The organism is Pseudonocardia petroleophila (genome assembly GCF_014235185.1).
In the GTDB taxonomy this organism is placed as follows: domain Bacteria; phylum Actinomycetota; class Actinomycetes; order Mycobacteriales; family Pseudonocardiaceae; genus Pseudonocardia; species Pseudonocardia petroleophila.
The window spans coordinates 2,053,678-2,079,319 of the sequence record NZ_CP060131.1 but is presented as its reverse complement, the minus strand read 5'-3'; the positions used below and the strand labels follow the sequence as shown (position 1 = coordinate 2,079,319).

Here is a 25,642-nt window from a genome sequence, read left to right as displayed (position 1 = left end):
TGTCGACGGGGCTACGTTGCGTTGTGCGCGAGATCGCCTGCGACGAGTCGGGCTACGAGGGCGACCGGCTCGTCGGCGGGGTCACCGACGTGTTCGCGCACGCCGGGGTCGACCTGTCGCCGGACGCCGCGGGCGGGTGCGTCGCCGACCTGCGGCGCCGGATCCGCTCGCCCGCGCAGGAGTACAAGGCCAACCACCTGCTCCGGCCCAAGCACCGCGGCACCCTGCTGTGGCTGTTCGGCCGGACCGGTCCGGTGCTCGGGCACGCCCACGTGCACGTCGTCGACAAGTCGGCGTTCGCGGGGACCGACCTGCTCGTCCCCGCCCTGCGGGAGACCGTGCGGGTCTGGGGCGACGACATCACGATCGTGCACGACCGGCAGAACGCCCTGACCCCGGCGCGGCTCGCGCTGGTCGGGTGCCCGGTGCGGTTCGTCGCCTCCGGGGACGACGCCCGCGTGCAGGTCGCCGACTTCCTCGCCGGTTTCGCCACCCGGGTGGGCTCCGAGGCCCGCGCCGGCCGCCCCGACCCCGAGCTCGCGGCGCTGCTGGCGCCCTACCTGACGCCGACGTCGGACCCGCTGCTGCCGGTCAGGAGTCGAAGTCGACCGTGACCTTCTCCGACACCGGGAGCGTCTGGCAGGTCAGCACGTAGCCGGCCGCCACCTCGTCGTCCTCCAACGCGTAGTTGCGGCGCATGGTGACCTCCCCGTCGGTGACGCGGGCCCGGCAGGTGCCGCAGACCCCGCCCTTGCAGGCGAAGGGGAGGTCGCCGCGCACCTTCTGCGCGGCGTCGAGGACGGGGACGTCGCGCGGGAGCGTGAGCGGGGTGGTGCGGCCGTTGAGGACGACCGTGACCTCGCTGCCCTCCCCCGTCTCCTCCTCGGGGCGGTGCACCTCGGGCGGGGGCTCGTCGACGTAGAACAGCTCGCGGTGCACCCGGTTGCGCGCGACGTCGAGGGAGGTGAGGACGGCGACGGCGTCCTCGGTCATCCCGAGCGGGCCGCACAGCCACCAGTGGTCGACGTCCTCGACGTCGACGAGCGCGCCGAACAGCGCGCGCATCCGCTCGGCGTCGAGGCGGCCGTTGAAGATGTCGGCCTCGGTGGGCTCGCGGGACAGCACGTGCAGCAGGTGCAGGCGCGGGCCGTGGGCGTTCTTGAGGTCGGCGATCTCCTCGGTGAACATGACGGTGTCGGTGCGGCGGTTGCCGTAGAGCAGCGTGACGCGGGTGTCGTCGTGCGCGGCGAGCAGCGACGCCGCGATCGACAGGACCGGGGTGATGCCCGAGCCCGCCGCGACGAGCCCGTGGTGGGTGCCCGGCTCCAGCTCGGGGGTGAACGAGCCGGCCGGCACGCCGACCTCGACCTCGTCGCCCGCGGCGAGCTCGTCCACCAGCCACTGGGAGAACAGCCCGCCCGCGACGCGCCGGACCCCGACCCGCGGCGGCGCGCCGACCGGGGCGCAGATCGAGTACGAGCGGCGCTCGTCGCCCTGCTTGAGGGTGAGGAACTGGCCGGGCCGGAAGGCGTAGAGCTCGCGCAGGTCGTCGGGCACGTCGAAGGTGACGGCCACGGCGTCGTCGCAGAGGCGGTCGACGTCGGCGACCGTCAGGGTGTGGAAGTCCGACACCTCAGATCTCCTTCATGTGCTCGAACGGCTCCCGGCACGACGGGCAGCGGCGCAGCGCGGTGCACGCGGTGGGCCCGAAGCGGGAGATCTCGTCGGTCGCGGGCGCACCGCACTGCGGGCAGCGCACCGCCTGCGATGGCGGGGTGAGGGTGAGCGGGATCGGTCCGCTGCTGCGCAGCCCGATGCGCGCGGGCGGCGCGATCCCGGCCTCGGCGAGCTTGCGCAGGCCGTCGGAGGAGATCCAGTCGGTGCTCCACGGCGGCGAGAACACCGTGCGCACCTCGACGCGCGTGTACCCGGCCTCGGCCAGCGAGGCCCGGACGTCGGCGCGCATCTCCTCAATCGCGGGGCAGCCCGAGTAGGTCGGGGTGAGCGTGACGGTGACGCGGTCACCGTCCTCCTCGACCGACCGGACGACACCGAGGTCGTCGAGCGTGAGCATCGGCATCTCCGGGTCGACGACCGAGGCCACGGCCGCCCGGGCGCCCTCCGGGGTCACCACGTCGCGCCCGGGTGCTGCCGCGCCAGGCTCTGCATCTCCGCGAGCGCGTGGCCGAGGTGCTCGGTGTGCACGCCCTGGCGCCCGCTGCGGCCGCCGATGGTGCCGATGAAGGGACGGTCCGGACGGGTGAGCGTGGCCTTCTCCAGCACCTGGTCGAGCACCGCGTCGACCTCCTCGCGGGTGTCGGCCGGATCCACCGCCACCCCGGCCTCGACGAGCCTGCGCTCCTCGTCGGAGGTGCGGAACAGCTCGCCGACGTAGGGCCACAGGGCGTCGAGGGCGGCCTGCATCCGCGCGTGCGACTCGTCGGTGCCGTCGCCCAGGCGCAGCGTCCAGCGCGCCGCGTAGTCGCGGTGGTAGGTCAGCTCCTTGACGCCCTTGCCCGCGACGGCGGCGATCACCGGGTCGGCCGAGCCGAGCAGGCGGTGCAGCAGCGCGAGGCGCCACGACGAGAAGATCAGCAGCCGGGCGATCGCGCGGGCGAAGTCGAGGTCGTCGGACAGCTCGGCGAGCGCGACGTTGCGGAACTCGGCGTCGGTGCGCAGGTAGGCGAGCGCGTCCTCGTCGCGGTCCCGCCCCTCGACGTGCCCGGCGCGGGCCAGCAGCACGCGGGCCTGGCCGAGGAGGTCGAGCGCGGTGTTGGCCAGCGCGACCTCCTCCTCCAGCTCGGGGGCGTTGCTGACCCACTCGGAGAGCCGGTGGCTGCACAGCAGCGCGTCGTCGCCGAGCATCAGGCAGTAGGCGGCGAGATCGGCCGGGTCGACGCCGTCGGGCACCGGCGAGGTGATCTCCGCCGCCACGTCCTCGACGCCCGTGCCGAACGCCCAGCGCGGGTCGTCGTGCTCGGTGGTCTCGGACAGGGACTGGTAGGCGTTCTGCTCGGTGTCGTGTGACGCGTTCACAGGTGCGGCACGTCCTCGGGGATCGCGTAGAACGTCGGGTGGCGGTAGACCTTGTCGGCCGCGGGGTCGAAGAACGAGTCCTTCTCGTCGGGGCTCGACGCGGAGATGTGGTCGGCCTTCACCACCCAGATGCTGACGCCCTCGTTGCGGCGCGTGTAGACGTCGCGCGCGTTGTGCAGCGCCATCTCGTCGTCGGCGGCGTGCAGCGAGCCGACGTGCACGTGGTTGAGACCGCGCTTGCCGCGCACGAACACCTCGTAGAGCGGCCAGGAGCGGCGCTTCGGCTTCCCGGAACCGGTCTCGACGCCCTCGGTCGGTACGGCCCCGTGGCCGCCCTCCGCGGTGAAGCCGTCGCTCATGCCGCGACCGCCTTCCGCGCGTCCTGCTTCTCCGCGTACGCCCGGGCCGCCTCGCGCACCCAGGCCCCGTTCTCGTGGGCGCGGCGGCGGTGCGCGACGCGCTGCGCGTTGGCCGGGCCGGACCCGGCGATGACGGCCTTGAACTCGTCCCAGTCGGGCTCGCCGTAGTCGTGCGCCTGCCTCTCCTCGTTCCACACCAGCTCCGGGTCCGGGAACGTGACGCCGAGCGCCTTCGCCTGCGGCACCGACATGTCGACGAAGCGCTGGCGCAGCTCGTCGTTGGTGTGGCGCTTGATGCCCCACTCCATCGACTGCGCGGAGTTGGGCGAGTCGTCGTCGGGCGGGCCGAACATCATCAGCGACGGCCACCAGAACCGGTTCACCGACTCCTGCACCATCTCGCGCTGGCGGTCGGTGCCGTTGACCATCGCGAGCAGCAGCTCGTAGCCCTGCCGCTGGTGGAACGACTCCTCCTTGCAGATCCGGATCATCGCCCGGGCGTACGGCCCGTAGGAGCAGCGGCACAGCGGCACCTGGTTGCAGATCGCCGCGCCGTCGACCAGCCAGCCGATGACGCCGATGTCGGCGTAGCTCAGCGTGGGGTAGTTGAAGATCGAGGAGTACTTCTGCTTGCCGTCGATGAGCTTCTCGGTGAGCTCCTCGCGGTCGACGCCGAGCGTCTCGGCGGCCGCGTAGAGGTACATGCCGTGCCCGGCCTCGTCCTGCACCTTGGCCAGCAGGATCGACTTCCGGCGCAGCGACGGCGCCCGCAGGATCCAGTTGCCCTCGGGCTGCATCCCGATGATCTCCGAGTGCGCGTGCTGCGCGATCTGCCGGATCAGCGTCCTGCGGTACGCCTCGGGCATCCAGTCCCGGGGCTCCACGCGCTGGTCCGCGGCGATCGTCGCGTCGAACTGGGCTTCGAACTCGTCCACCGGGCGCCTCCTACCGAATGTTCGTTCGGCTCAAGGGTGCCGCACGGCGCCCGATGACGCAAGGGCGGGCCTCAGCGGTGCAGCCGCACCAGGCCCGCCGCGGTGGGCGCGAGGCCGCAGCGGTCGAGGTAGAAGGGGCGCAGGTCCTCGGCGAAGTCGACGTGCAGCCAGGTGCAGCCCGCGTCGGCGGCCGCCCGCACCGCCCGCGCCACCAGCTCCCGCCCGACGCCGCGCCCGCGGTGCTCCGCCGCGACGACCGTGTCCAGCAGGAACGCGTGCCGGTCGCCGTCCCACGCGACGTTGACGAACCCGATCAGCCGCCCGCCGTCGTGCGCGGTGAACCAGGTGAGGCTGTGGCGCTCCAGGCGGGCGCCCCACGCGACCAGCCGGGCGTTCTCCCCGAACGCGGCGGCGTGCAGCTGCGACAGCGCGAGGTCGTCGACGGGACCGCGCTCGGCGAACTCCGTCATCGCGCCGGGAGGATCCCCTCGAACGCCGCCCGCGCCACCTCGTCGGGCAGCGTCGACGTGCCGCGGCCGGGCCGCGCCCACTCCACGACGGAGTTGACCAGCCCGGACAGCAGCCGCGCCGCCAGCGCGGGCTCCACCCCGATCCGGATCTCCCCCGCATCGACGGCCGCGCGCACCAGCGCGGCGATCTGCGCGTCGAACTCGCGGCGGCGCTCCAGCGCCCACCGCTCGCTCTCGGTGTTGCCCCGCACCCGCAGCAGCAGCGTCACGTAGGGCAGCTCCTCGACCAGCACCTCGACCTGGCCGCGCACGATGTGGCGCAGCCGCGTCAGCGGGGTGCCGGTGCGGGCGCCGTCGGTGTCGAGTACGGCGAACAGGCCGTCGATCGCGCGCTCCAGCGCCGCCCGCAGCAGCGCCTCCTTGCCCGCGAAGTGGTGGTAGAACGACGACTTCGTGATGCCGGCCGCGCGGGAGAGGTCCTCCATCGACGTGGCGTCGTAGCCGCGGGTGTTGAACTCCCCGACGGCCACCTCCAGCAGCGACCCCGGCCCGTGGCTGGGGCGGCGGGCGCGCGCGGCGCTGGTCATCGGCCCCGGAACTCCGGCTTCCGCTTGTCCAGGAAGGCGTCGACGGCCCCGACGTGGTCCTCGGTGGCGGCGAGCCGCGTCTGGGCCGCCCCCTCCTCCGCGAGGACGGTCGGCAGGTCGGACACCGCCCCGAGGTGCACCGCGCGCTTGACCTCCGCGTACGCCCTCGTCGGCCCGGCGGCGAGCTTCCGGGCGAGGTCGAGCGCCGCGGACAGCACCTCCTCCGCCGGGACGACGGCCCGCACGAGGCCCCAGTTCGCGGCGTCCTCGGCGGTGAAGGTCTCGTTGAGCAGCAGCAGCTCCTTCGCGCGGGGGACCCCGACGGCGTGCGCGAGGCTCGCGGAGAGCCCGGAGTCGGCCGTCAGCCCGATCCCGACGAACGCGGTGGAGAACTTCAGGCCCGCGGCGGCGATCCGCAGGTCGCACGTCATCGCGAAGCCGAGACCGGCTCCCACGCACGGCCCGTTGATCGCGGCGACCACCGGGAACGGCAGGTCGGCGAGGCCCAGGACGATCGGGTTGTAGTGCTCGGTGACCGTGTCGAACGCGGAGGACGCCTCGGCGCGCAGGGACTCCGCGTGCTCGCCGAGGTCCTGGCCGACGCAGAACGCCTTGCCCGACCCGGTGACCACCAGCGCGCGGACGTCGTCGGCTGCGGCCAGTTCCCGTACCGCGGCCAGCAGCGCGGTCTTCAGCTCCACGGTCAGCGCGTTGTAGCGCGCCGGCCGGTTGAGCGTGAGGACGGCGACGGCCGGGTCGACGTCGTCGCGGGCGAGCAGGACGGCGGGGTCATCGGTCACGGTCGCAGCGTAGCGCCGACCGAACGATCGGTCCGCCCCGCGAGCCCTGTCGGCGACCGCCGGCTCGTGCTAGCGTCCCCTCCCGAACGAACGGTCGGTACAGCCGAGTCTTCCGGAGGCGTCGTCGATGACAGTCCTGCGCAGCCACGTCCAGGGGAGCTGGTTCACCCCCTCCGTCGAGGGCAGGCCCCTGCACGACGCGGTCACCGGGGAGGAGATCGCCCGGATCTCCTCCGACGGCGTGGACTTCGCCGGGGCGCTGGAGTACGGCCGCACCGTCGGCGGGCCCGCGCTGCGCGCGCTGACCTTCCACCAGCGCGCCGCGCTGCTCAAGGCGCTGGGCCAGCACCTGCGCGAGCACCGCGAGGAGCTCTACGCCGTCTCCGCGCAGACCGGCGCCACGCTCGGCGACTCGAAGTTCGACGTCGACGGCGGCATCGGCGTCCTGCTCGCCTACGCCTCCAAGGCCAAGCGCGAGCTGCCCAACGACACCGTCTACGTCGACGGCGCCGTCGAGCCGCTGGGCCGCGGCGGCACGTTCCTCGGCCAGCACGTCTGCACCCCGCTGCACGGCGTCGCGGTGCAGGTCAACGCGTTCAACTTCCCGGTGTGGGGGCCGCTGGAGAAGTTCGCGCCCGCGTTCCTCGCGGGCGTCCCGAGCATCGTCAAGCCGGCCAGCCCGACCGCGTTCCTCACGGCGAAGCTCACCGAGCTGGTCGTCGGCTCCGGGCTGCTGCCCGACGGCGCGTGGCAGTTCGTCGCGGGCTCGGTCGGCGACCTGTTCGACCACCTCACCGGCCAGGACCTCGTCTCCTTCACCGGATCCGCGTCGACGGCGCAGACCCTGCGCACGCACCCCGCGATCGTCCGGAACTCGGTGCGGTTCTCCGCGGAGGCCGACTCGCTCAACCTCTCCGCGCTCGGCCCGGACGCCGTCCCCGGCACCGACGAGTTCGACCTGTTCGTGAAGGGCCTCGTCGCCGAGATGACGGTGAAAGCCGGGCAGAAGTGCACCGCGATCCGGCGCGCGTTCGTGCCGACCGAGCACGTCGACGCGGTGGTCGAGGCGGCCTCGGCGCGGCTGGCGGAGGTCACCGTCGGCCACCCCGGCGCCGACGGCGTCCGGATGGGGGCGCTGGCCAGCCTGGAGCAGCGCGAGGAGGTGCGGCGCAGCGTCAAGGCGCTCGACGACGCCGGACGCATCGTCTTCGGCGACCCCGACCAGGTCGACGTGGTGGGCGCCGACGCCGACCGCGGCGCCTTCGTCTCCCCGATCCTGCTGGTCGGCGACCCGGAGCGGTCCGAGCCGCACGAGGTGGAGGCGTTCGGGCCGGTCTCGACGATCCTCCCGTACACCTCGACCGAGCAGCTGATCGACTTCGCCGCCCGGGGCCAGGGCAGCCTGGCCGGCTCGATCGTCACCGCCGACACCGCGTGGGCCCGCGAGGTCGTGCTCGGCGTCGCGCCGTGGCACGGCCGGCTGCTGGTGCTCAACGCCCGCGACGCGAAGGAGTCGACGGGCCACGGCTCGCCGATGCCGCAGCTCGTGCACGGCGGCCCCGGCCGCGCAGGCGGCGGCGAGGAGATGGGCGGCATCCGCGGGGTCCTGCACCACATGCAGCGCACCGCGATCCAGGGCGACCCGGACACCCTCGCCGCGATCACCGGCCGCTGGGTCACCGGGGCGCAGCGCCACGAGAGCGACGTCCACCCGTTCCGCAAGCACCTCGAGAAGCTCCGGCCCGGCGACACGCTCGTCGCCGGGCCGCGCGTCGTCACCCAGGAGGACGTCGAGCACTTCGCCGAGTTCACCGGCGACACGTTCTACGCCCACATGGACGCCGAGGCCGCCGCGGCGAACCCGCTGTTCGGCGAGCGCGTCGCGCACGGCTACCTGATCGTCTCCCTGGCCGCCGGCCTGTTCGTCGACCCCGACCCCGGCCCGGTGCTCGCCAACTTCGGCGTCGACGACCTGCGGTTCCTCACGCCGGTGAAGTTCGGCGACGCCCTGACCGTCACGCTCACCTGCAAGCAGCTCACCCCCCGCGACTCGGCCGGTTACGGCGAGGTCCGCTGGGACGCCGACGTCACGCGCCAGGACGGCGAGTCCGTCGCGCGCTACGACGTGCTGACCCTCGTCGCGAAGCAGGAGTCATGACCGCAACCACCCGGCGCCTCGGCGACGCCCCCGCCCCGGAGACCCTCGACGCGGCCGAGCGCATGTCGGTCGACGAGCTGCGCGCGCTGCAGCTCAGCCGCCTGCAGTGGACCCTGCGGCACGCCTACGACAACGTGCCGCACTACCGCCGCTCCTTCGACGCCGCGGGGGTGCGTCCCGAGGACTGCCGCGAGCTCGCCGACATCGCGGCGTTCCCGATGACGACGAAGGCCGACCTGCGCGACAACTACCCGTACGGCATGTTCGCCGTGCCGCAGTCGGAGGTGCGGCGCATCCACGCCAGCTCCGGCACCACCGGCCGCCCGACGGTCGTCGGCTACACCGCGCAGGACATCGAGGACTGGGCCGGGCTGATCGCCCGCTCCATCCGCGCGGCGGGCGGGCGCCCGGGCCAGCGCGTGCACAACGCCTACGGCTACGGCCTGTTCACCGGCGGCCTCGGCGCCCACTACGGCATCGAGAAGCTCGGGGCCACGGCGATCCCGATCTCCGGCGGCATGACCCCCCGCCAGGTCCAGCTGATCATGGACTTCGAGCCGGACGTCATCATGGTCACGCCGTCCTACCTGCTCACGATCATCGACGAGTTCGAGCGCCAGGGCATCGACCCCCGCTCCTCGACGCTGAAGGTCGGGATCTTCGGCGCGGAGCCGTGGACCGAGCAGATGCGCCTGGAGATCGAGGAGCGCATGGACATCCACGCCGTCGACATCTACGGGCTGTCCGAGGTCATGGGGCCCGGCGTGTCGCAGGAGTGCGTGGAGACCAAGGACGGGCTGCACGTCTGGGAGGACCACTTCCTGCCCGAGGTCGTCGACCCGCTCGACGCCACCCCGCTGCCCGACGGCGAGGAGGGCGAGCTGCTGTTCACGAGCCTGACCAAGCAGGCGCTGCCGATCATCCGCTACCGCACGCGCGACCTCACGACGCTGCTGCCCGGCACCGCCCGGCCGTCGATGCGCCGGATGGCCAAGATCACCGGCCGCAGCGACGACATGATCATCCTGCGCGGGGTGAACGTGTTCCCCACGCAGATCGAGGAGATCGTGCTGCGGACGCCGGGGCTCTCGCCGCACTTCCAGCTGCACCTGACGACGCAGGGCCGCCTCGACGCGCTCGGGGTCCGGGTCGAGGCCCGTCCGGACGCGTCCCCGGCCGACCGGGCGGCCGGCGCGGCCGCGCTGACCAAGGCCGTCAAGGACACCGTCGGGGTCACCGTCACCTGCGAGGTGCTGGACCCGGACACCCTGGAGCGCTCGGTGGGCAAGCTCAAGCGGCTCTACGACGAGCGCGACCGCTGATCCCGTTCACCCCGACAGGGCGGCGATCCGGGCGAGCCGCAGCTCGAGCTCGGTGACCCGGAGCAGCGACCGGACCAGCGAGGCGACGACCGACCCGAACGCCTCCACGGTCCGCAGGTCGGCCGGGAGCAGCCCCCGGTCGGACCGGGTGATCACGAACAGGGCACCGACGGGCTCGGCGTCGTCGGCGCACAGCGGCACCGCCGCGCCGTGCCCGGTCGAGCGCGGCTCGGGGAACGCGACCTCCGCCGGGTCGAACACGCGGTGCCGGCGGGCGGAGTGGGCCTGGGCGACGGCCGCGGGGGCGGGGGTGTCGGCGAGCCGCTCGGCCAGCCAGCGCGGCACGCCGAACGCCGCGCAGAAGCGCAGGCCCGCGTCCTCCCCGGCCAGGTAGACGCCCGCCGACTCCGCGTCCAGGGCCCGGGCCAGCGGGCGCACCGCGGCCCGGACGGCGGGCACGAGGTGCACCGCCTGGGGTGCGGGGTCGGTGGGCGGCGGCGCGGGCGCGGGACGGGCCCGCCCCAGGAAGCGGTCGAGGTCGGCGGGGTCGTAGCGGCGGTGCCCGCCCGGCGTGCGGCTCGGCACGAGCAACCCGGACTCCTCCGCCGCGAGCAGCGTCGTGCGGCACATGCCGAGCGCGCGGGCGGCCTCGCCCACCGTCAACAGCCGGGGCACCGTCATGAGCCGCCTCGATTCGCCCGGATCCGTTCAGGAACGACTTGGGACCGTCACCCGTCGGTGGTACACCTCACGCGACGACGCGGTCAACCTCCGACAAACCGGACACGACCGAAACGATTCCGGACGGTTCGGAGGTGGTGGCCGTGGCAGCGAAACCCGTCGACCTCACCGGACAGGTCGCCCTCGTGACCGGCGCGGCGCGCGGCCAGGGCCGCTCGCACTGCCTCGCCCTCGCCGACGCCGGGGCCGACATCGCCGCCCTCGACGTCTGCACGGACCTCGACGTGCCCGCCTACCCGCTGGCCACCCGCGCGGAGCTCGACGACGTGGTCGCCGAGGTCACCGCGCGCGGCCGGCGCGCGGTCCCGCTCGTGGCCGACGTGCGCGACCCCGCCTCGGTCGAGGCCGCGGTCGCGGCCGTCGAGGACGCGTTCGGCCGGCTCGACGTGCTAGTGAACAACGCCGCCGTCGTCACCAGCGCCCCGTTCTGGGAGCTGTCGGAGCAGCAGTGGAGCGCCGTCGTCGACACGAACCTGTCCGGGGTCTGGCGCACCACCAAGGCCGCGTCCGCGCTGCTGCGGCGCTCCCCGCGCGGCCGGGTCGTGCACATCGGGTCCACCGGCGGGGTGCGCGCGGTGCCGGAGTTCGCGCACTACGTGGCGGCCAAGCACGGCGTCGTCGGGCTGACGCGGGCGATGGCGATCGAGCTGGCCCCCGACGCCGTCACCGTCAACGCGATCCTGCCCGGCGCCGTCGACTCGCCGATGCTCTCCGGCCTCGCCGACGAGCTCGGCCTCACCCCCGACGACGTGCACAAGCGCTGGCTGCACGACCAGCTGCTGATGGAGGTCATCTCGCCCGACGAGGTGACCGGGGCGCTGATGTGGCTGCTGTCCGACCCGGCCCGGCACGTCACGGGCCACTGCCTCGCCGTGGACGGGGGAGCACTCGCCCGCTGAAGTCACCACCGACGCTCGAGGAGGAGCGATGGGGAAGTTCGACGGCAAGGTCGTACTGATCACCGGAGGGGCCCGCGGCCAGGGCCGCTCGCACGCGCTCGCGTTCGCCCGCGAGGGGGCCGACATCGCCTTCTGCGACATCGCCGCTCAGCTGGAGTCCGTGCCCTACCCGATGGCCCGGCCGGAGGACCTCGACGAGACCGTCGCGCTCGTCGAGGAGCTGGACCGGCGCTGCGTCGCCGTCCGCGCGGACGTGCGCGACCCGGGCCAGGTGCAGGCGTTCGTCGACCGGGCCCGCACCGAGCTGGGCCGCGTGGACGTCCTGCTGGCCAACGCGGGCATCTTCACGTTCTCCACGATCGCGGAGATGACCGACGACGCCTGGCGGGAGATGATCGACGTCAACCTCACCGGCGTCTTCCACGCGATGCGCGCCGTGCTGCCGGCGATGGTCGAGCAGGGCTCCGGCCGGATCATCGCCACCTCGTCGACCGCCGGGAAGATGGGCTTCCCGAACATCGGGCACTACGTGGCCACGAAGTGGGGCGTGATCGGGCTGGTGAAGTCGCTCGCGCAGGAGGTCGGCGGCAACGGGATCACGGTGAACGCGATCTGCCCCACCGGCGTCGACACCGGCATGATCCAGAACGAGGCGGCCTACCGGCTGTTCCTCCCCGACCTGGAGAACCCGACCCGCGACGACGCCGCGCCGGCGTTCCAGACGCTGAACGCGATCCCGGTGCCGTGGATCGAGCCCGTCGACATCTCCAACGCCATGCTGTTCCTGGCCTCCGACGAGGCCCGGTACATCACCGGCGAGACCCTCGCGGTGGCGGCGGGCGCCACCGCGACCAACGCGGGCTGAGAGGACGAGACCATGGCTGGACGCCTGGAGGGCAAGGTCGCGCTGGTCTCGGGGGCCGCGCGCGGACAGGGACGGTCGCACGCGGTGCGGCTGGCGCAGGAGGGCGCGGACGTCATCGCTTTCGACGTGTGCAGCCAGCTCGGCACGGTCCCCTACCCGCTGGCCACCCCGGACGACCTCGCGGAGACCGTGCGGCAGGTCGAGGAGCTGGACCGCCGGATCGTCGCCCGCGAGGCCGACGTCCGCGACTCCGGCGCGCTCACCGCGCTGGTCGCCGAGGGCGTCGGCGAGCTGGGCCGGCTCGACGTCGTGTGCGCCAACGCCGGCATCGCCACGTTCGCGGAGAACGCGTGGTCGATCACCGACGAGGCGTGGGACGAGATGATCGCGGTGAACCTCACCGGGGTGTGGCGCACGGTGCAGGCCGCGATCCCCACCATGATCGACGGCGGCGACGGCGGCTCGATCGTCATCACCAGCTCCACCGCGGGCATCAAGGGCATGGCCGGGATCGCGCACTACGCCGCGGCCAAGCACGGGGTCGTCGGGCTGATGCGGACGCTGGCCATCGAGCTGGCCCCGCACTCGATCCGGGTCAACACCGTGCACCCGACCGGGGTGAACACGCCGATGGTCGTCAACGACTTCACGGCGCAGTTCCTGGCCACCGACGACGGCGCGGCCAACATCCAGAACCTGCTGCCGGTGGAGATGGTCGAGGCCGTCGACATCTCCAACGCGGTCGTCTGGCTGGCCTCCGACGAGGCCCGCTACGTCACCGGGGTGTCGCTGCCCGTCGACGCGGGGTTCCTGCAGAAGTGACCGCCACCCGCGCGTCCCGGCGCGACGACATCGCCCGGACCGTCGTCGGACGCCGCCGCGAGCTGGACCTGGTGCTCGCGGCGGTGTCCGCCGGACGGGACGTGATGCTGGAGGGCCCGCCGGGCACGTCGAAGTCGACGATCCTGCGGGCGATCACCGCGAACTGGGGCGTGCCGTTCGTCCTGGTCGAGGGCAACGCCGAGCTGACGCCCGCGCGCCTGGTCGGCCACCACAACCCCGCCCGGGTGCTGCGCGAGGACTACTCGGCCGACAACTTCGTCCCCGGCCCGCTCGTGGAGGCGATGCAGCAGGGCGGGTTCCTCTACATCGAGGAGCTCAACCGCGCCCCGGAGGACACGCTCAACACCCTGCTCGCCGCGATGGCCGAGCGGGAGGTCGCGGTCCCCCGCGTCGGCCTGATCACCGCGCTGCCCAAGTTCCGGGTGCTGGCGTCGATGAACCCGTTCGACAACGTCGGGACCGCCCGGATCTCCGACTCCGTCTACGACCGCTGGTGCCGCCTCGCGATCGGCTACCAGGACGCGGCGGAGGAGGCCGACATCGTCGCGGTCCGCACCGGTTCACCGGACGGTGAGCTGGTCGCCGACGCCGTCGCGCTCACCCGGGCCACCCGGGCCCACCCCGACCTGCGCCGGGGATCCAGCGTCCGGGGCGCGATCGACCTGGCCGCGATCGCCGCGGAGCTGGAGCACCTGGGCAGCTACGACGGCGACCGGCCCCGCCGGATCCTCGACGCCGCCCTGCTCGCCCTGTCCGCGCGCGTCGGCGTGGACGAGGCGGCCGACGTCACCCCGGAGCAGGTGATCACCGAGATCTGGGAGAACCATTTTTTCTCGCGCCCCGGCGGGCCGCGCCGGGACCCCACCACCTCGACATCGACAACGCCGTAGAGCTGCCCGGGGCCGACCGCGGCCCGCGCGGCCTCACACCCCTGCGGCGCAGGCCCAAGCAGCTCGCCGAGGCCCCGGCGCTGTTCCGCACGGGGGCGGGCACCCCCGTGGTCGTCGACCTGTCCGGCGAGCGCGGCACCGGTGACCTGGCGCAGGCCGCGGGCGGGCAGGGCGTGCTCACCACGCAGCAGACCGCGCGGCACCGCGAGGTCGCCGAGCTGCTGGAGGACCGCACGCCCGACCCCGAGGTGGCCGCGCTGGCCCAGCGGATCGCCCGGCGCCTCGCGATCCGCCGCCGCCCGCGCGACCCCCGCGCCGAGCGCGGCTCCGGCCGGCTGGCGTCGGTGCCCTACCGGTACCGGTCCGACGACATCGACCTCGACCGCACCATCGAGGTCCTCACCGAGCGCCCGGTCCCCGAGGACACCGACATCGTGGTGCGCGAGCGGATGCGCTCGCGCCGCGACGTCGTGCTGGTCGTGGACGTGTCCGGGTCCATGCGCGGGGAGAAGGTGCGGATGGCCGCGGCCACGGTCGCCGCGCTGTCGGCCGACCTCGTCGACGACCGGCTCGCGCTGGTCGCGTTCTGGTCCGACGCCGCGCTGCTCACCCCGCTCGAGCAGTACGTCCCCGCGTCCCGGCTGCTCGACCAGCTGCTCCGCATCCCCGCCCGCGGCCTCACCAACGTGCACTTCGCGCTGACCGTGGCCCACACCGAGCTGGCCCGCTCCTCGGCCCGGCGCCGCACCGCGGTGCTGCTCACCGACGCCGTCCACAACGCCGGGCCCGACCCCCGCCTCGTCGCCCGCCGCTTCCCCGAGCTGCACGTCCTGCTGCAGACCGACGGCGAGCACGACGCCCCCCTCGGCGCCGACCTCGCCCGGCTCGGCCACGGCCGGTTCGCCCCCGTCGCCGGGCACCGCGACGTCGCGCCCGCCCTCAACCGGCTGCTGCGCTGAGACCGGCTCAGTCGGCGTCGCGCAGCCGCAGGACCACGCGCAGGACGTACTCCACGGCCGTCTCGTACGACCCGCCGCGCAGCTCGCCGCGCTGCGCGAGGTTGCGGGAGGCGAACTCCAGCTGCCGGTCCGGCCCGGCCCGGCGGACGACCACTGCGGCGATCTCCTCGAGGTCGAGACCGGGGTGGTCGAGCCGCGCGAGCGCGAACTCGACCACCAGCTCCTCGTCCGTCACCCGATCATCGTCGCGCGTTGCGCACCGCCCACGCCAGGACGTAGTCGGCGATCTCCTCCCAGCCGGGCGCGGCCGGCAGCAGGTGCGGCTTCCCGCCGAACTCGACGTACTCGGTGAGCGTCCCGGCCGCGGTGTAGTGCTTCGCGTTGGAGCGCTGCACGGCGGGCGGCATGATGTGGTCCTCGCTCGCGCCGACCAGCAGCAGCGGTGCGCGGCCCGCGTTGGCGTAGTCGACGTGGGTGCCGCCGTGGCCGGGGGTGAGGTTGGCCAGCGCGCTCTCGAACAGGATCCGCCCGGAGACCGGGACCGCGTAGCGCTCGTAGAGGGCGCGGGCGCGGTCCTCGGGGAAGGTGTTGGTGAAGGCGTAGTTCCAGTGCTCGAAGTCGTAGGCGATCGCCTTGTGCCGGTTGGCCGGGTTCTTCAGCACCGGGAACGTCGCCTTGATCTGGCTCAGCGGCACGATCGGCACGCCCTCGGTCGGCGCCGAGTTCAGCGCCACTCCGGCGGCGCCGAAGCCGTGGTCGAGCAGGATCTGGGTGAACGCCCCGCCGGCCGAGTGACCCATGATGATCGGCGGCGTGTCGAGCCCGCCGACGACGGACTCCAGGTGCTCGACGATCGAGGTGATGGTCACCGCCTCGACCGGGGACGGGTCGGCGTTGAGGGACTCGACCTCGACCTCGAAGCCGGGGTAGGCGGGCGCGAGGACGCGGTAGCCCTTCGCCTCGTAGTGCGCGATCCAGTCCTCCCAGCTCCGGGGGGTCACCCAGAAGCCGTGGACGAGGACGATCGTGTCGGGTGCGGTGGTCATGACGGGCCTTCCGGTGGGGCGATGGGGACCCGTCGAGCGTGGCCGCGGCACCCGCCCGGTGGCGAGGTTCCCACGGACACCGCTGGGGCGTCCGGATTGTCCGCACGCACACCGGCCCCCGGGTCCTAGGCTCGCGCCGTGGCCGACGTCCCGAGCGCGCTGCACCTCGTCGCCCCCGCCCTGCTCCGGCGCCTCGACGAGGTGGCCGACCGGATCGTCGCGCGCGTCCAGGACGGCATCCCGCTCTACCGCGACGAGACCTTCGTCAGCACCGGGGCGCTGCGGACCGCCGCCGTCGACAACGTCCGGTACCTGCTGCGCACCGACCCCCTCCCCGACGGCGCCGACCTCGCCGCCGCCCGCCGCACCGGCGAGCTGCGCGGCCGGGCCGGGGCCCCGCTGCCGGAGCTCCTCGCCGGGTTCCGGATCGGTTTCGCGGTGTTCTGGGAGCTCCTCGCGGCCGAGGCGATCGGGGCCGGCGTGGACGCCCCCGGGCTGGCCGCGCTGGCCACGCACGTGTTCTGGAAGGCCGACGAGTACTCCGCGATGCTCACCACGGCCCACCGCGACGCCACCGCGCACCAGCTGCGCCGCCACGAGCAGGAGCGCTCGGCGCTGGTGGAGGCCCTGACGACCGGCGCGGCGGGCTCGGTGTGGGAGATCGCCAACGGCCTGGACCTGCCCTCGACCGGCTCGTTCGTCACCGTCGCGGCGGAGGTGGCGGCGGTCGGCACGGTCGCACTGCCGGAGATCGCGTCGAAGCTGCGCGCCGTCAACGTCTCCTCGGCCTGGCGGCTGCTGCCCGACGTCGAGGTCGGCGTGGTGTCGCTGCCCGGCCCGGACCCGTCCGACGCGGTGCGGATCGTCGGTGGGGCCGCCCCGGGCCGCGTGGGCGTCAGCCCGGTCTACCCGGCGCTGGGCGAGACGCCGCGGAACCTCTACCTCGCCCGCATCGCCCTGCAGAGCGCGCCCGCCGGCGCCCCGTCGGTCCGGCGCTTCGACGACACGCCGCTCGCCACCCTCGTCGCCGCCGCGCCGGAGGCCGCCGTGCAGATCGCCCGCCGGGTGCTCGGCGACCTGCTGGAGCTGCGCCGCGACGAGCAGGACCTGCTGCTCGACACGCTGGAGAACTGGCTCGCCGCGGGCGGGTCGGCCACCGTCACCGGCACGCGGATGTTCCTGCACCCCAACACCGTCCGGCACCGCCTGCGCCGCATCGCCGAGCACACCGGGCGCGACCTGGAGCACCCCACCGCGCTCGCCGAGCTGTCGACGGCGCTGCACGCGCTGCGCCTGCTCCCCGGAGTCCGCCCGGCGTCGCACGATGAGACGCCCGTCACCGGGCGCGGGTGAGATCGTCCCCTGACTGCGCCTCCGCAGCCAGACAGGAGAGTCCATGTCGGACACCGAGGCACCCCTCGGCCCCACCACGTGGCACCGGCACCTGTTCGCGCGGGTGGAGCGGTGGCCGTGGTTGAAGTCGCTCGAGGAGTCGGTCTCCGCCGTCTCCCAACCGCTCTACGACCGCCACCGCGACAACCTGGTCGTCGAACTCATGCACGGGGGCCGCTGGGCCGGTCACTCCCTGCACGCCGCGCTGAGCGACCTGCCGATCGGGTTCTGGGCCGGCACCGTCGTCCTCGACGCGCTGGGCAAGGACGAGCCCGACGGCCGCGGCGGCCTCGACGCCGCGGGCACGCTCAGCGCCGCCGGGCTGCTGGCCGCGGCGGGCACCGTCGCCACCGGGTTCACCGACTGGACCGTCAGCGACGGCGACGACCGCCGCACCGGCCTGTTCCACGGCCTGCTCAACCTCGCGGGCACCGCGCTGCAGGGCGCATCGCTCGTCGCGCGGGTCAACGGGCACCGCCGCCCCGCGCAGGTGCTGGGCCTGGCGAGCATGGCCGTCACCGGTGCCGCCGGGTACGTCGGCGGGCACCTCGTGCAGGGCAAGGCCGTCATGGTCAACCGGGTCGCCACGACGACCGGCCCGACCCGCTGGGTGCAGGCCGTCGAGGAGTCCGACCTGCCCGACGGCGCCACCGCGGGCGTCACCGTCGACGGGCGCCAGGTGATGCTGCACCGCTCCGGCGACGTCGTGCACGCGATCGACGACCTGTGCAGCCACGCGGGCGCGCTGCTCTCGCGCGGCCCGGTCGAGGACTGCGTGGTGACCTGCCCGCTGCACGAGTCGAAGTTCGACCTGCGCGACGGCCGGATCGTCCGCGGCCCCGCGCACCACCCCCAACCGGTCCTGCCCACGCGCATCCGCAACGGCTGGGTCGAGGTCCGGGGCTCCCTGCCCGCAGCACGACGCAAGAAAAACTAGGAGGAACCATGGCGTGGGAAGCGGTCGCGGACCTGGACCAGCTCGAGGAGGGCGACATGATGCTCGTCCAGCTGGCGGGCGAGCCGGTCTGCCTGGTCCGGCTCTACGAGGACGAGGTCGCCGCGGTGCACAACACGTGCACCCACCAGCAGCAGCCGCTCAACGAGGGCTACCTGCAGGAGGACGACACCCTGATCTGCCCGGCCCACAACTCGTGCTTCGACCTGCGCACCGGCGAGCCCAAGGGCGTGCCGGCCGTGGCCCCGATCCCGGTCTACGCGTGCAAGATCGAGGACGACGCGATCTGGGTCGACATGGACCAGCAGCTCAACGACGCGGCGATCCCGCACAAGCCGTTCCACTGAGCCCGGAGCCCGCGGTGGAGCAGTGGCGGACCGTCGACGAGGGATGGGGGCGGCGGGCCGCCGACTTCGCCACGCTGATGGAGCCCGCCGCCGTGCGGGAGTACCTGCACGTCCACCGCCTGCTCGGGATCGGGCCCGGCAGTGCCGTGCTCGACATGGCGTGCGGCTCCGGGCTGGCGATGGAGCTGGCCCGGCTGCAGGGGGCCGAGGTGTCCGGGGTGGACGCCTCGGCGCGGCTCGCCGCGGTGGCCGCGCTGCGCAACCCGGACAGCCGCGTCGTCGTCGGCGACATGGCCGAACCGCACTTCGCCGCGGCCTCCTTCGACGCCGTCACCAGCTTCCGGGGCATCTGGGCCACCACCCCGGGCGCGATCGCGCAGGCGCGCCGCGTCCTGCGCCCCGGCGGGCGGGTGGCGGTCACGTTCTGGGGCGAGATGGCCGCGTCGGAGGGCGGGCCGCTGTTCGCCCCGTTCCGGCTGGCCACACCGCCGCAGGTCGACCGCCAGTCCGACATGGTCGCCCTCAAGCGCCCGGGGGTGGCCGCGGAGTTCCTCGCCGCGGCCGGCCTCGAGCCCGGTGAGCTGTTCGACGTCCCGTTCGTGCTGGAGTTCGCCGACGCCGAGCACTACGCCCGGGGCCTGGCGTCGACCGGTCCGGGCTTCGAGGCGGTCGCCGCCGCGGGCGAGGAGGCCTTCCACGACGCGTGCCTGCGGGCGGCCGCCCCGTTCGTCAGGACAGGGCTGCCGATCCGGGCCACACTCCAGCTGCGCGGGATCATCGGCACCGCACCCGCCTGACGACCCGGGAGACCGCAGTGGAGATCGTCGACACCATCGCGCGGACCGCGGCGGCGGCCGCGGTGCTGTTCCTCGACGCCGACGGCCAGGTCCTGATCGTCGAACCCACCTACAAGCCCCGCTGGGAGATCCCCGGCGGCGACGTGGAGAAGGGCGAGACGCCGCGCGACGCGTGCGTGCGGCTGCTGCACGAGGAGCTGCGGCTCGACCTGCTGCCCGGGCGGCTGCTCGTCGTCGACTGGGCGCCGCTCGTGCGCGAGGAGCGGGTCCGGTTCGTCTTCGACGGCGGCACGCTCACCGAGGCGCAGCTCGACCGGATCGAGCTCGCCCCCGACGTGCTCACCTCGTGGGCGTTCCTGTCGCCCGACGAGCTGTTCGTGATGATGGAGCCCCGGCTCGTCCGCCGGGTCTCGGCCGCGATCGACGCCCGGCGGGCGGGCGTCCCGACCTACCTGGAGCACGGGCTCCCGGCCGGCTGACCCGCGTCCCCGGCGACGGGCCCCCCTGCGATCATCCCCGCCATGGACATCTCCGGCCTCACCACGGCCGAGGCCGACGCCCGTCGCCGCGCCGGGGAGTCGAACGTCGCCGTCAGCGGCACGTCGCGGACGTACGCGACGATCCTGCGCACCAACGTCTTCTCCTTCTACAACTCGATCCTGTTCGCCATCGGGATCACCCTGCTGGCTCTGGGCCGCTACAACGACGCGCTGATCAGCGTCGGACTCGGCCTGGTCAACGCGGTCATCAGCGCCACCCAGGAGATCCGCGCCAAGCGCAAGCTCGACGGGCTGCAGCTGCTCGACCGCGCGGTCGTGGTCGTCGTCCGCGACGGGGCCGACGTCGAGGTCCTCCCGGTCGACGTCGTGCGCGGCGACGTGGTGCTGGTGCGGCCGGGCGACCAGGTCGTCGTCGACGGTCCGCTGCTCGACGGCACGCGCGTGGAGATCGACGAGTCGCTGCTCACCGGCGAGTCCGACCCGGTCGCGAAGGCCCCGGGCGACGAGCTGCGCTCGGGCAGCCTGTGCGTGTCCGGTGCGGGCCGGATGCTCGCCCGGGACGTCGGCACCGCGAGCTACGCGGGCCGGCTCACGCTGGAGGCGCGGCGCGTCACCACCGACAAGACGCCGCTGCAGCGGCGGATCGAGTTCGTCGTCCGCCTGGTCATGGCGCTGACGGTGCTGATGAGCGGCGCGATCCTCGCCCAGGCCGCGATCGAGGGGATCTCGCTGCTGCGCGTCGTGCAGACCACGGCGGTGCTGTCCGGGCTGGTGCCCTACGGGCTGTTCTTCCTCATCGCCGTCGCCTACACCGCGGGGGCGGCGCGGATCGCCGGGCGCGGGGCGCTGGTGCAGCAGGTCAACGCGGTGGAGTCGGTCAGCAACGTCGACGTCGTGTGCACCGACAAGACCGGCACGCTGACCACCGGCACGCTCGTGCTCGAGGAGGTCGAGCCGGTCGGCGGGGCCACCGGCGCCGAGGCCGCGCTGGGCGACTTCGCGCACAGCGTCGCCGACGCCAACCTGACGACCGCCGCGCTCGCCGCCGCCCTGCCCGGCACCGCCCGCCCCGTGCACGACGAGGTGCCGTTCACCTCCGCGCTGCGGTGGTCCGGCATCACCACCGACGACGGCACGTGGGTCCTCGGCGCCCCCGACGCGCTCGCCCCGCACCTCGCCGACCCGGCCGCCCTCGACGCGGCGGTGGCCGAGCGGGCCGCGCGGGGACTGCGGGTCCTGCTGCTCGCCCGCGCCGACGACCTGCGCGACGGCGACGGCCGCGCCGCGCTGGGCCGGCTGGAGGCCGTCGCGATCATCGTGCTCGCCGACGAGCTGCGGCCCGAGGTCACCGGGTCGATCGCCCGGTTCCGCGCGGCCGGGGTCGCGCTCAAGGTGCTCTCCGGCGACGACCCGCGCACGGTCGCGGCCCTGGCCGTCCAGGCCGGGCTCGACGCGGGCGAGCCCGTCACCGGCCGGGACCTGGACGACCTCGACGATCCCGCGCTCGACGCGCTCGTCGCGCGCACCACCGTGTTCGGCCGGGTCGCCCCGGAGCAGAAGGAGCGGATCGTCGCGTCGCTGCGGCGCCACGGCCACTACGTCGCGATGATCGGCGACGGCGTCAACGACGCCAGGGCGCTCAAGGGCGCGCAGGTCGGCGTGGCGATGCGCAGCGGCAGCGCCGTCACCCGCGACGTCGCCGACATCGTGCTCGTCGACGACTCGTTCGCCGCGCTGCTGCCCGCCCAGGCCGAGGGCCGGAAGATCATCAACGGCATCGCGATCTCGATGTACGTGTTCCTCGCGCGCGTCGCGACGCAGGGCGTGGTGATCCTCGCCGTCACGATGCTGGGGCTGGGGTTCCCCTACTCGCCCACCCAGGTCGGGCTGACGCTGCTCACGGTCGGCGTGCCGACGCTGTTCCTCACGTTCTGGGCCCGGCCCGAGCCGCCGGACGAGAACCTGCTGGGCAACCTCGCGCGGTTCGTCGTGCCCGCCGCGGTGATCACGGCGGGGTTCGGCACGGTCGTCTACACCGTGCTGTACCAGTCGGTGCTGAACGGGCTCTCGACCGGCCGCACGCCGGAGTTCGTCATCGACGCCTTCGAGGGCTACACCGGCCTGACCTATGGCACCGACGCCGACTTCGTCGAGGCGGCCGCGACGATCGCCGGCCAGACCGGCCTCTCGACGTTCGTCACGCTGGCCTCCTTCGGGCTGATCCTGCTGCTCCGGCCCCCGGCCCGGCTGTTCTCCGCCTGGACGCGGCCCACCGGCGACCGCAGGCCCGCCGTGCTCGTCGCCGTGCTCGTCGTGGCGTTCGGGTTCGTGCTGTTCGTGCCGGCCCTGTCCGACTACTTCGGGCTGACGGGCCCGGCGCGGCCGGTGTTCACGACGGTGCTGCCCGCGCTGCTGACCTGGTTCGTGGTGCTGTCGCTGGCCTACCGCTTCCGGGTGCTCGACCGACTGCTCGGCCTCGACGCGCTCCCGCGCTCACAGCAGACGCACAGCTGACCCACCGGTCGCTCCCACCCCGGCCGCCCACCCTGGGCGTACCGAGACGACGAGGAGCATCCGTGAACAGCGAGCAGCCGGCCAGCGGATCCCGCTGGGAGCCGACGGCGCACGACGAGCAGCCCACCGGGGCCGGGGCCCCGGCCCCGGAGCCGGTCGACACCCGGCCGGCCCGTCCGGGTCGACGGCGCCGGGCCCTCGTGGCCGCGGCCGCCGCCGGGCTGCTGCTCGTCGGCGGGGCGGGCGGGTTCGCGGTGGGACGCGCGACGGCCCCGGTCGGCCCGCCGACGTCGGCCCAGGCCGACCGCGACGGGTTCCGCGGCCCCGACCGCGGCTTCCCCGACGACGACGACGCGCCCGCCCTCCCCGGCGCCGCCGGGCCGTCGACGTGACCGCCGTGCTGGACGGCCCGCGGGCCCCGGTGGTCACCCCCCGCCCGGCCCGCGCCGACGCGACGGCGCGCACCGCGGCCGTCGTGCTCGTCGGGGCGAGCCTGCTCGTCGTCACCGGCCTGTGGGTCGCGGGCGGCGGGCTCTCCGCGCTGTCCGGCTGGGCCGGCGGCCTGACCTCGCTCGGGCGGCTCACCGGGCTGCTGGCCTCGGACCTGCTGCTGGTGCAGGTCCTGCTGATGGCCCGCATCCCGGTCGTCGAGCGGGCCGTCGGGCAGGACCGCCTCGCCCGGATGCACCGCCTCGCCGGCTTCGCCTCCTTCACCCTCCTGGTCACCCACATCGGGCTGATCACCGGGGGCTACGCGGCGGGCGAGCTCCCGCGGGTTCCGGGCACGCTGTGGGACCTCACCGTCGGCTACCCGGGGATGCTGCTGGCCGCGGCCGGCACGGCATGCCTGGTGCTGGTGGTCGTCACCAGCGTCCGGGCCGCGCGGCGCCGGCTGCGCTACGAGTCGTGGCACCTGCTGCACCTCTACGCCTACCTCGGCGTCGGGCTCGCGCTGCCGCACCAGCTGTGGACCGGCCAGGAGTTCCTGCTCTCGACCCTCGCCACCGTCTACTGGTGGACGCTGTGGGCCGCGGCCGCCGGAGCGGTACTGGCCTTCCGGGTCGGGCTGCCGGTGGCGCGGACGCTGCGCCACGACCTGCGCGTCACCTCCGTCGTCCGGGAGGACCACGACGTCGTCTCGGTCTACGTCACCGGCCGCCGCCTCGACCGGCTGCCCGTGGTCGCCGGGCAGTTCCTCACCTGGCGGTTCCTGACCGGGCCCGGCTGGACCCGCGCCCACCCCTACTCGCTGTCCGCCGCCCCCGACGGGCGCAGCCTGCGGATCACCGTCAAGGCGCTCGGCGACGGGAGCGCGCAGGTCGCGGCGCTGCGGCCCGGCACGCGGGTGGTCGTCGAGGGGCCCTACGGGCGACTCACCGAGCGGCCCCGCACGCGGCGCAGGCTCGCGTTCGTCGGGGCCGGGGTCGGCGTCACGCCGCTGCGCGCGCTCGCCGAGGGCCTGCCCTACGCCCCCGGCGACGCCGTGCTGATCCAGCGCGGCACCCCGCTGTTCGCCCGCGAGCTCGACGTCCTCGCCCGCGAGCGCGGCCTGCGGGTGCTGCACCTGCCGGGTCCGCGCCGGGCCCCGGACTCCTGGCTGTGCTCCGGCCCGGCCGACGACCGCACCGCCCTGCTCGGCTGGGTGCCCGACGTCGCCGAGCGCGACGTCTACGTCTGCGGCCCCGAGGAGTGGACGGCGGCGGTCCGGCGCACGCTCGTCGCGGCCGGGCTGCCGGCCGCGCAGCTCCACGTCGAGAGCTTCGCGTGGTGAGCGGCGTGCGACGGGTCAGCGCGTGGTTCCTCGGCACGGTCGCGGTCGTGACGCTGCTGTTCGGCTACCGGACCTCGACCTCCGGACCGGACGTCGTCCCGGCCGCCGCGGCACCGGCGACGACCTCCCCGACCCCGGCCACGACCTCCCCGTCCGCGACGGCGGCGGCGTCGGCGACCGTCACCGGCTCCGCGGTGCAGACCCGCTGGGGCCCGGTCCAGGTGCAGCTGTCGGTGGTCGACGGTCGGATCACCGGCGTCGACGTGGTGCAGTACCCGCAGGGCAACCGCGAGGACCAGCAGATCAACTCCCGCGCGCTGCCCGTGCTGGTGGAGGAGACGCTGACCGCGCAGAGCGCCGACATCGACATGGTCAGCGGGGCGACCGTCACCTCCGAGGGCTACCTCGGGTCGCTGCAGAGCGCCATCGACCAGATGGCGCCGGCGTGATCCGGCACGTCGAGCACGTGATGGGGATGCCGATCAGCGTCGCGCTGCGCGGCCGGCACGCCGCCGACGCCCGCGGCAGCGCCGCCTGGGCCGACGCGCTGGCCGTGCTGCGCGCGGCCGACCGGGTCTTCAGCACCTACCGGCCCGGCTCGGTGATCTCCCGCCTCGGACGCGGCGAGATCGCCCTCGCCGACTGCCCGCCCGAGGTCGCCGAGGTCCTGGGGATCGGCGACGCCGCGCGCCGGGCGTCGGGCGGGGCGTTCGACGTGCACCGCCCCGACGGCACGCTCGACCCGTCCGGCGTCGTGAAGGGCTGGGCCGCGGAGCGCGCGGCGGTCCACCTCGTCGCGCTGCCGGAGACCGACTTCTGCCTGTCCGCGGGCGGCGACGTCGTCTGCCGCACGCTCGACCCGGACGCCGCACCGTGGCGGATCGGGGTCGAGGACCCGCACGACACCGGCCGGGTCGCGGCGGTCGTCCCGCTGCACACCGGCGCGGTGGCCACGTCCGGGACGGCGCGCCGGGGGAACCACGTCGTCGACGGGCGCACCGGGCGGCCGTCGGAGGGGGTCGCGTCGGTCACGGTCGTCGGCGACTCGCTGACCGTCGTCGACGTCGACGCGACGGCCGCGTTCGCCCTCGGCTCCGACGGCGAGGACTGGCTGGCCGGGCGCGGGCACCGGGCCGTGTTCGTCGTGCCGAGCCGGCGGGACTAGCCGGCGAGGTGCAGGCGGCGACCCGGAGCGGGGGCGACCTCGGGCTCCATCGCGGACAGCACCATCATCAGGCGGTGCTTCGCGGCCTCGCGGGCGCCGGGCTCGGGGTCCAGCGCCGGGCGCAGACGCCGCAGGGCGTTCATCACATCGAGCTCGCGGTCGGTCGCCTCGTACGCTCCGACGCCGGTGACGTGGGTGTTCATCGGGGCTCCTTCCGATCGGGTGTCTCAAGCCCTCCATCGCAGTTACCCAGTGCAGCGTTTCGGTAACCACATGCTGTCACCCGATCGT

Annotated in this window: 30 protein-coding genes; 18 read left to right on the top strand and 12 right to left on the bottom strand. The window is 74.3% G+C overall.

From position 1 onward, the window contains the following. Positions 1 to 23 precede the first annotated feature (23 nt). Positions 24 to 614 carry a hypothetical protein gene (locus H6H00_RS10515; RefSeq protein ID WP_255425680.1) on the top strand — a complete coding sequence of 197 codons (591 nt, stop codon included), beginning with the start codon at positions 24 to 26 and terminating at the stop codon, positions 612 to 614. Here the strand turns inward: H6H00_RS10515 and paaE are convergent. From paaE to H6H00_RS10475, 8 genes are all read right to left on the bottom strand, one after another. Continuing rightward, positions 592 to 1,632: a 1,2-phenylacetyl-CoA epoxidase subunit PaaE gene (gene paaE / locus H6H00_RS10510; RefSeq protein ID WP_185721101.1), complete on the bottom strand. Its 1,041-nt coding sequence runs from the start codon at positions 1,630 to 1,632 to the stop codon at positions 592 to 594. The two genes, H6H00_RS10515 and paaE, sit on opposite strands and share 23 nt — an antisense overlap. A 1-nt stretch (position 1,633) precedes the next feature. Then, positions 1,634 to 2,134 carry a 1,2-phenylacetyl-CoA epoxidase subunit PaaD gene (paaD, locus tag H6H00_RS10505; protein ID WP_255425679.1) on the bottom strand — a complete coding sequence of 167 codons (501 nt, stop codon included), beginning with the start codon at positions 2,132 to 2,134 and terminating at the stop codon, positions 1,634 to 1,636. After that, positions 2,128 to 3,036, bottom strand: a complete 909-nt coding sequence (paaC, locus tag H6H00_RS10500; protein WP_185721100.1) for a 1,2-phenylacetyl-CoA epoxidase subunit PaaC — start codon at positions 3,034 to 3,036, stop codon at positions 2,128 to 2,130. The genes paaD and paaC overlap by 7 nt, the downstream gene beginning before the upstream one ends. Next, on the bottom strand, positions 3,033 to 3,395 hold the full coding sequence (paaB, locus tag H6H00_RS10495) for a 1,2-phenylacetyl-CoA epoxidase subunit PaaB (RefSeq protein WP_185721099.1): 363 nt from the start codon (positions 3,393 to 3,395) through the stop codon (positions 3,033 to 3,035). Before paaB ends, paaC begins: the two co-directional genes overlap by 4 nt. Beyond that, positions 3,392 to 4,330 carry a 1,2-phenylacetyl-CoA epoxidase subunit PaaA gene (gene paaA, locus H6H00_RS10490; RefSeq protein ID WP_185721098.1) on the bottom strand — a complete coding sequence of 313 codons (939 nt, stop codon included), beginning with the start codon at positions 4,328 to 4,330 and terminating at the stop codon, positions 3,392 to 3,394. Before paaA ends, paaB begins: the two co-directional genes overlap by 4 nt. Positions 4,331 to 4,401: 71 nt before the next feature. Next, entirely contained in the window at positions 4,402 to 4,800 is a 399-nt protein-coding gene (locus H6H00_RS10485) for a GNAT family N-acetyltransferase (protein WP_185721097.1), read from the bottom strand. Then, positions 4,797 to 5,387 carry a TetR/AcrR family transcriptional regulator gene (locus tag H6H00_RS10480; protein WP_185721096.1) on the bottom strand — a complete coding sequence of 197 codons (591 nt, stop codon included), beginning with the start codon at positions 5,385 to 5,387 and terminating at the stop codon, positions 4,797 to 4,799. Before H6H00_RS10480 ends, H6H00_RS10485 begins: the two co-directional genes overlap by 4 nt. Then, positions 5,384 to 6,187 carry an enoyl-CoA hydratase/isomerase family protein gene (locus H6H00_RS10475; protein ID WP_185721095.1) on the bottom strand — a complete coding sequence of 268 codons (804 nt, stop codon included), beginning with the start codon at positions 6,185 to 6,187 and terminating at the stop codon, positions 5,384 to 5,386. The genes H6H00_RS10480 and H6H00_RS10475 overlap by 4 nt, the downstream gene beginning before the upstream one ends. Before the next feature lie 127 nt (positions 6,188 to 6,314). Between H6H00_RS10475 and paaZ the strand changes: the two genes are divergently transcribed. After that, positions 6,315 to 8,345, top strand: coding sequence for a phenylacetic acid degradation bifunctional protein PaaZ (gene paaZ, locus H6H00_RS10470; RefSeq protein WP_185721094.1), 2,031 nt, complete (start codon positions 6,315 to 6,317; stop codon positions 8,343 to 8,345). Continuing rightward, a complete protein-coding gene (gene paaK / locus H6H00_RS10465; protein WP_185721093.1) occupies positions 8,342 to 9,667 on the top strand; it encodes a phenylacetate--CoA ligase PaaK in 1,326 nt (441 codons plus the stop codon). The genes paaZ and paaK overlap by 4 nt, the downstream gene beginning before the upstream one ends. A 6-nt stretch (positions 9,668 to 9,673) precedes the next feature. Here the strand turns inward: paaK and H6H00_RS10460 are convergent, their stop codons facing one another. After that, positions 9,674 to 10,348, bottom strand: coding sequence for a MerR family transcriptional regulator (locus H6H00_RS10460; protein ID WP_185721092.1), 675 nt, complete (start codon positions 10,346 to 10,348; stop codon positions 9,674 to 9,676). 143 nt (positions 10,349 to 10,491) lie between these two features. Between H6H00_RS10460 and H6H00_RS10455 the strand changes: the two genes are divergently transcribed. The 5 genes from H6H00_RS10455 (at position 10,492) to H6H00_RS10435 (ending at position 14,864) form a co-directional block, all read left to right on the top strand. Next, positions 10,492 to 11,307 carry an SDR family oxidoreductase gene (locus H6H00_RS10455; protein ID WP_185721091.1) on the top strand — a complete coding sequence of 272 codons (816 nt, stop codon included), beginning with the start codon at positions 10,492 to 10,494 and terminating at the stop codon, positions 11,305 to 11,307. Positions 11,308 to 11,335: 28 nt separating this feature from the next. Then, positions 11,336 to 12,172 (top strand): mycofactocin-coupled SDR family oxidoreductase, encoded by an 837-nt coding sequence (locus H6H00_RS10450; RefSeq protein WP_185721090.1) that lies wholly within the window; start codon positions 11,336 to 11,338, stop codon positions 12,170 to 12,172. A gap of 12 nt (positions 12,173 to 12,184) precedes the next feature. Then, positions 12,185 to 12,994, top strand: a complete 810-nt coding sequence (locus H6H00_RS10445) for a mycofactocin-coupled SDR family oxidoreductase (RefSeq protein ID WP_185721089.1) — start codon at positions 12,185 to 12,187, stop codon at positions 12,992 to 12,994. Further along, a complete protein-coding gene (locus tag H6H00_RS10440; protein ID WP_255425678.1) occupies positions 12,991 to 13,905 on the top strand; it encodes an AAA family ATPase in 915 nt (304 codons plus the stop codon). Before H6H00_RS10445 ends, H6H00_RS10440 begins: the two co-directional genes overlap by 4 nt. A 107-nt stretch (positions 13,906 to 14,012) precedes the next feature. Further along, a complete protein-coding gene (locus H6H00_RS10435; RefSeq protein ID WP_255425677.1) occupies positions 14,013 to 14,864 on the top strand; it encodes a vWA domain-containing protein in 852 nt (283 codons plus the stop codon). 7 nt (positions 14,865 to 14,871) lie between these two features. Here H6H00_RS10435 and H6H00_RS10430 read toward each other — a convergent pair whose 3' ends face one another. Further along, positions 14,872 to 15,099: a hypothetical protein gene (locus H6H00_RS10430; RefSeq protein ID WP_185721088.1), complete on the bottom strand. Its 228-nt coding sequence runs from the start codon at positions 15,097 to 15,099 to the stop codon at positions 14,872 to 14,874. Between the two features lie 4 nt (positions 15,100 to 15,103). Further along, positions 15,104 to 15,910, bottom strand: a complete 807-nt coding sequence (locus H6H00_RS10425) for an alpha/beta hydrolase (protein WP_185721087.1) — start codon at positions 15,908 to 15,910, stop codon at positions 15,104 to 15,106. A gap of 138 nt (positions 15,911 to 16,048) precedes the next feature. Between H6H00_RS10425 and H6H00_RS10420 the strand changes: the two genes are divergently transcribed. The 10 genes from H6H00_RS10420 to H6H00_RS10375 all read left to right on the top strand — a co-directional run bounded on the left by H6H00_RS10420 (position 16,049) and on the right by H6H00_RS10375 (position 25,351). After that, positions 16,049 to 17,263 carry a PucR family transcriptional regulator gene (locus H6H00_RS10420; RefSeq protein WP_185721086.1) on the top strand — a complete coding sequence of 405 codons (1,215 nt, stop codon included), beginning with the start codon at positions 16,049 to 16,051 and terminating at the stop codon, positions 17,261 to 17,263. A 43-nt stretch (positions 17,264 to 17,306) separates the two neighbouring features. After that, on the top strand, positions 17,307 to 18,239 hold the full coding sequence (locus H6H00_RS32235) for a Rieske (2Fe-2S) protein (protein WP_185721085.1): 933 nt from the start codon (positions 17,307 to 17,309) through the stop codon (positions 18,237 to 18,239). Positions 18,240 to 18,247: 8 nt separating this feature from the next. Beyond that, entirely contained in the window at positions 18,248 to 18,604 is a 357-nt protein-coding gene (locus H6H00_RS10410; RefSeq protein WP_185721084.1) for a Rieske (2Fe-2S) protein, read from the top strand. 14 nt (positions 18,605 to 18,618) lie between these two features. Beyond that, positions 18,619 to 19,401 carry a class I SAM-dependent methyltransferase gene (locus H6H00_RS10405; protein WP_185721083.1) on the top strand — a complete coding sequence of 261 codons (783 nt, stop codon included), beginning with the start codon at positions 18,619 to 18,621 and terminating at the stop codon, positions 19,399 to 19,401. A gap of 17 nt (positions 19,402 to 19,418) precedes the next feature. Beyond that, entirely contained in the window at positions 19,419 to 19,880 is a 462-nt protein-coding gene (locus H6H00_RS10400) for an NUDIX domain-containing protein (RefSeq protein ID WP_185721082.1), read from the top strand. A 42-nt stretch (positions 19,881 to 19,922) separates the two neighbouring features. After that, the gene (locus H6H00_RS10395) at positions 19,923 to 22,415 is read left to right on the top strand and encodes an HAD-IC family P-type ATPase (protein ID WP_185721081.1); all 2,493 of its coding nucleotides are present in this window, start codon (positions 19,923 to 19,925) and stop codon (positions 22,413 to 22,415) included. Positions 22,416 to 22,477: 62 nt separating this feature from the next. Continuing rightward, positions 22,478 to 22,807, top strand: coding sequence for a hypothetical protein (locus H6H00_RS10390; RefSeq protein ID WP_185721080.1), 330 nt, complete (start codon positions 22,478 to 22,480; stop codon positions 22,805 to 22,807). After that, positions 22,804 to 24,186 (top strand): ferredoxin reductase family protein, encoded by a 1,383-nt coding sequence (locus H6H00_RS10385; protein WP_255425676.1) that lies wholly within the window; start codon positions 22,804 to 22,806, stop codon positions 24,184 to 24,186. Before H6H00_RS10390 ends, H6H00_RS10385 begins: the two co-directional genes overlap by 4 nt. Before the next feature lie 5 nt (positions 24,187 to 24,191). Next, positions 24,192 to 24,635 carry an FMN-binding protein gene (locus tag H6H00_RS10380; RefSeq protein ID WP_185721079.1) on the top strand — a complete coding sequence of 148 codons (444 nt, stop codon included), beginning with the start codon at positions 24,192 to 24,194 and terminating at the stop codon, positions 24,633 to 24,635. Next, a complete protein-coding gene (locus H6H00_RS10375) occupies positions 24,632 to 25,351 on the top strand; it encodes an FAD:protein FMN transferase (protein WP_255425675.1) in 720 nt (239 codons plus the stop codon). Before H6H00_RS10380 ends, H6H00_RS10375 begins: the two co-directional genes overlap by 4 nt. Here the strand turns inward: H6H00_RS10375 and H6H00_RS10370 are convergent. After that, positions 25,348 to 25,554 carry a hypothetical protein gene (locus tag H6H00_RS10370; protein WP_185721078.1) on the bottom strand — a complete coding sequence of 69 codons (207 nt, stop codon included), beginning with the start codon at positions 25,552 to 25,554 and terminating at the stop codon, positions 25,348 to 25,350. The genes H6H00_RS10375 and H6H00_RS10370 overlap by 4 nt on opposite strands. Between the last annotated feature and the right edge of the window lie 88 nt (positions 25,555 to 25,642).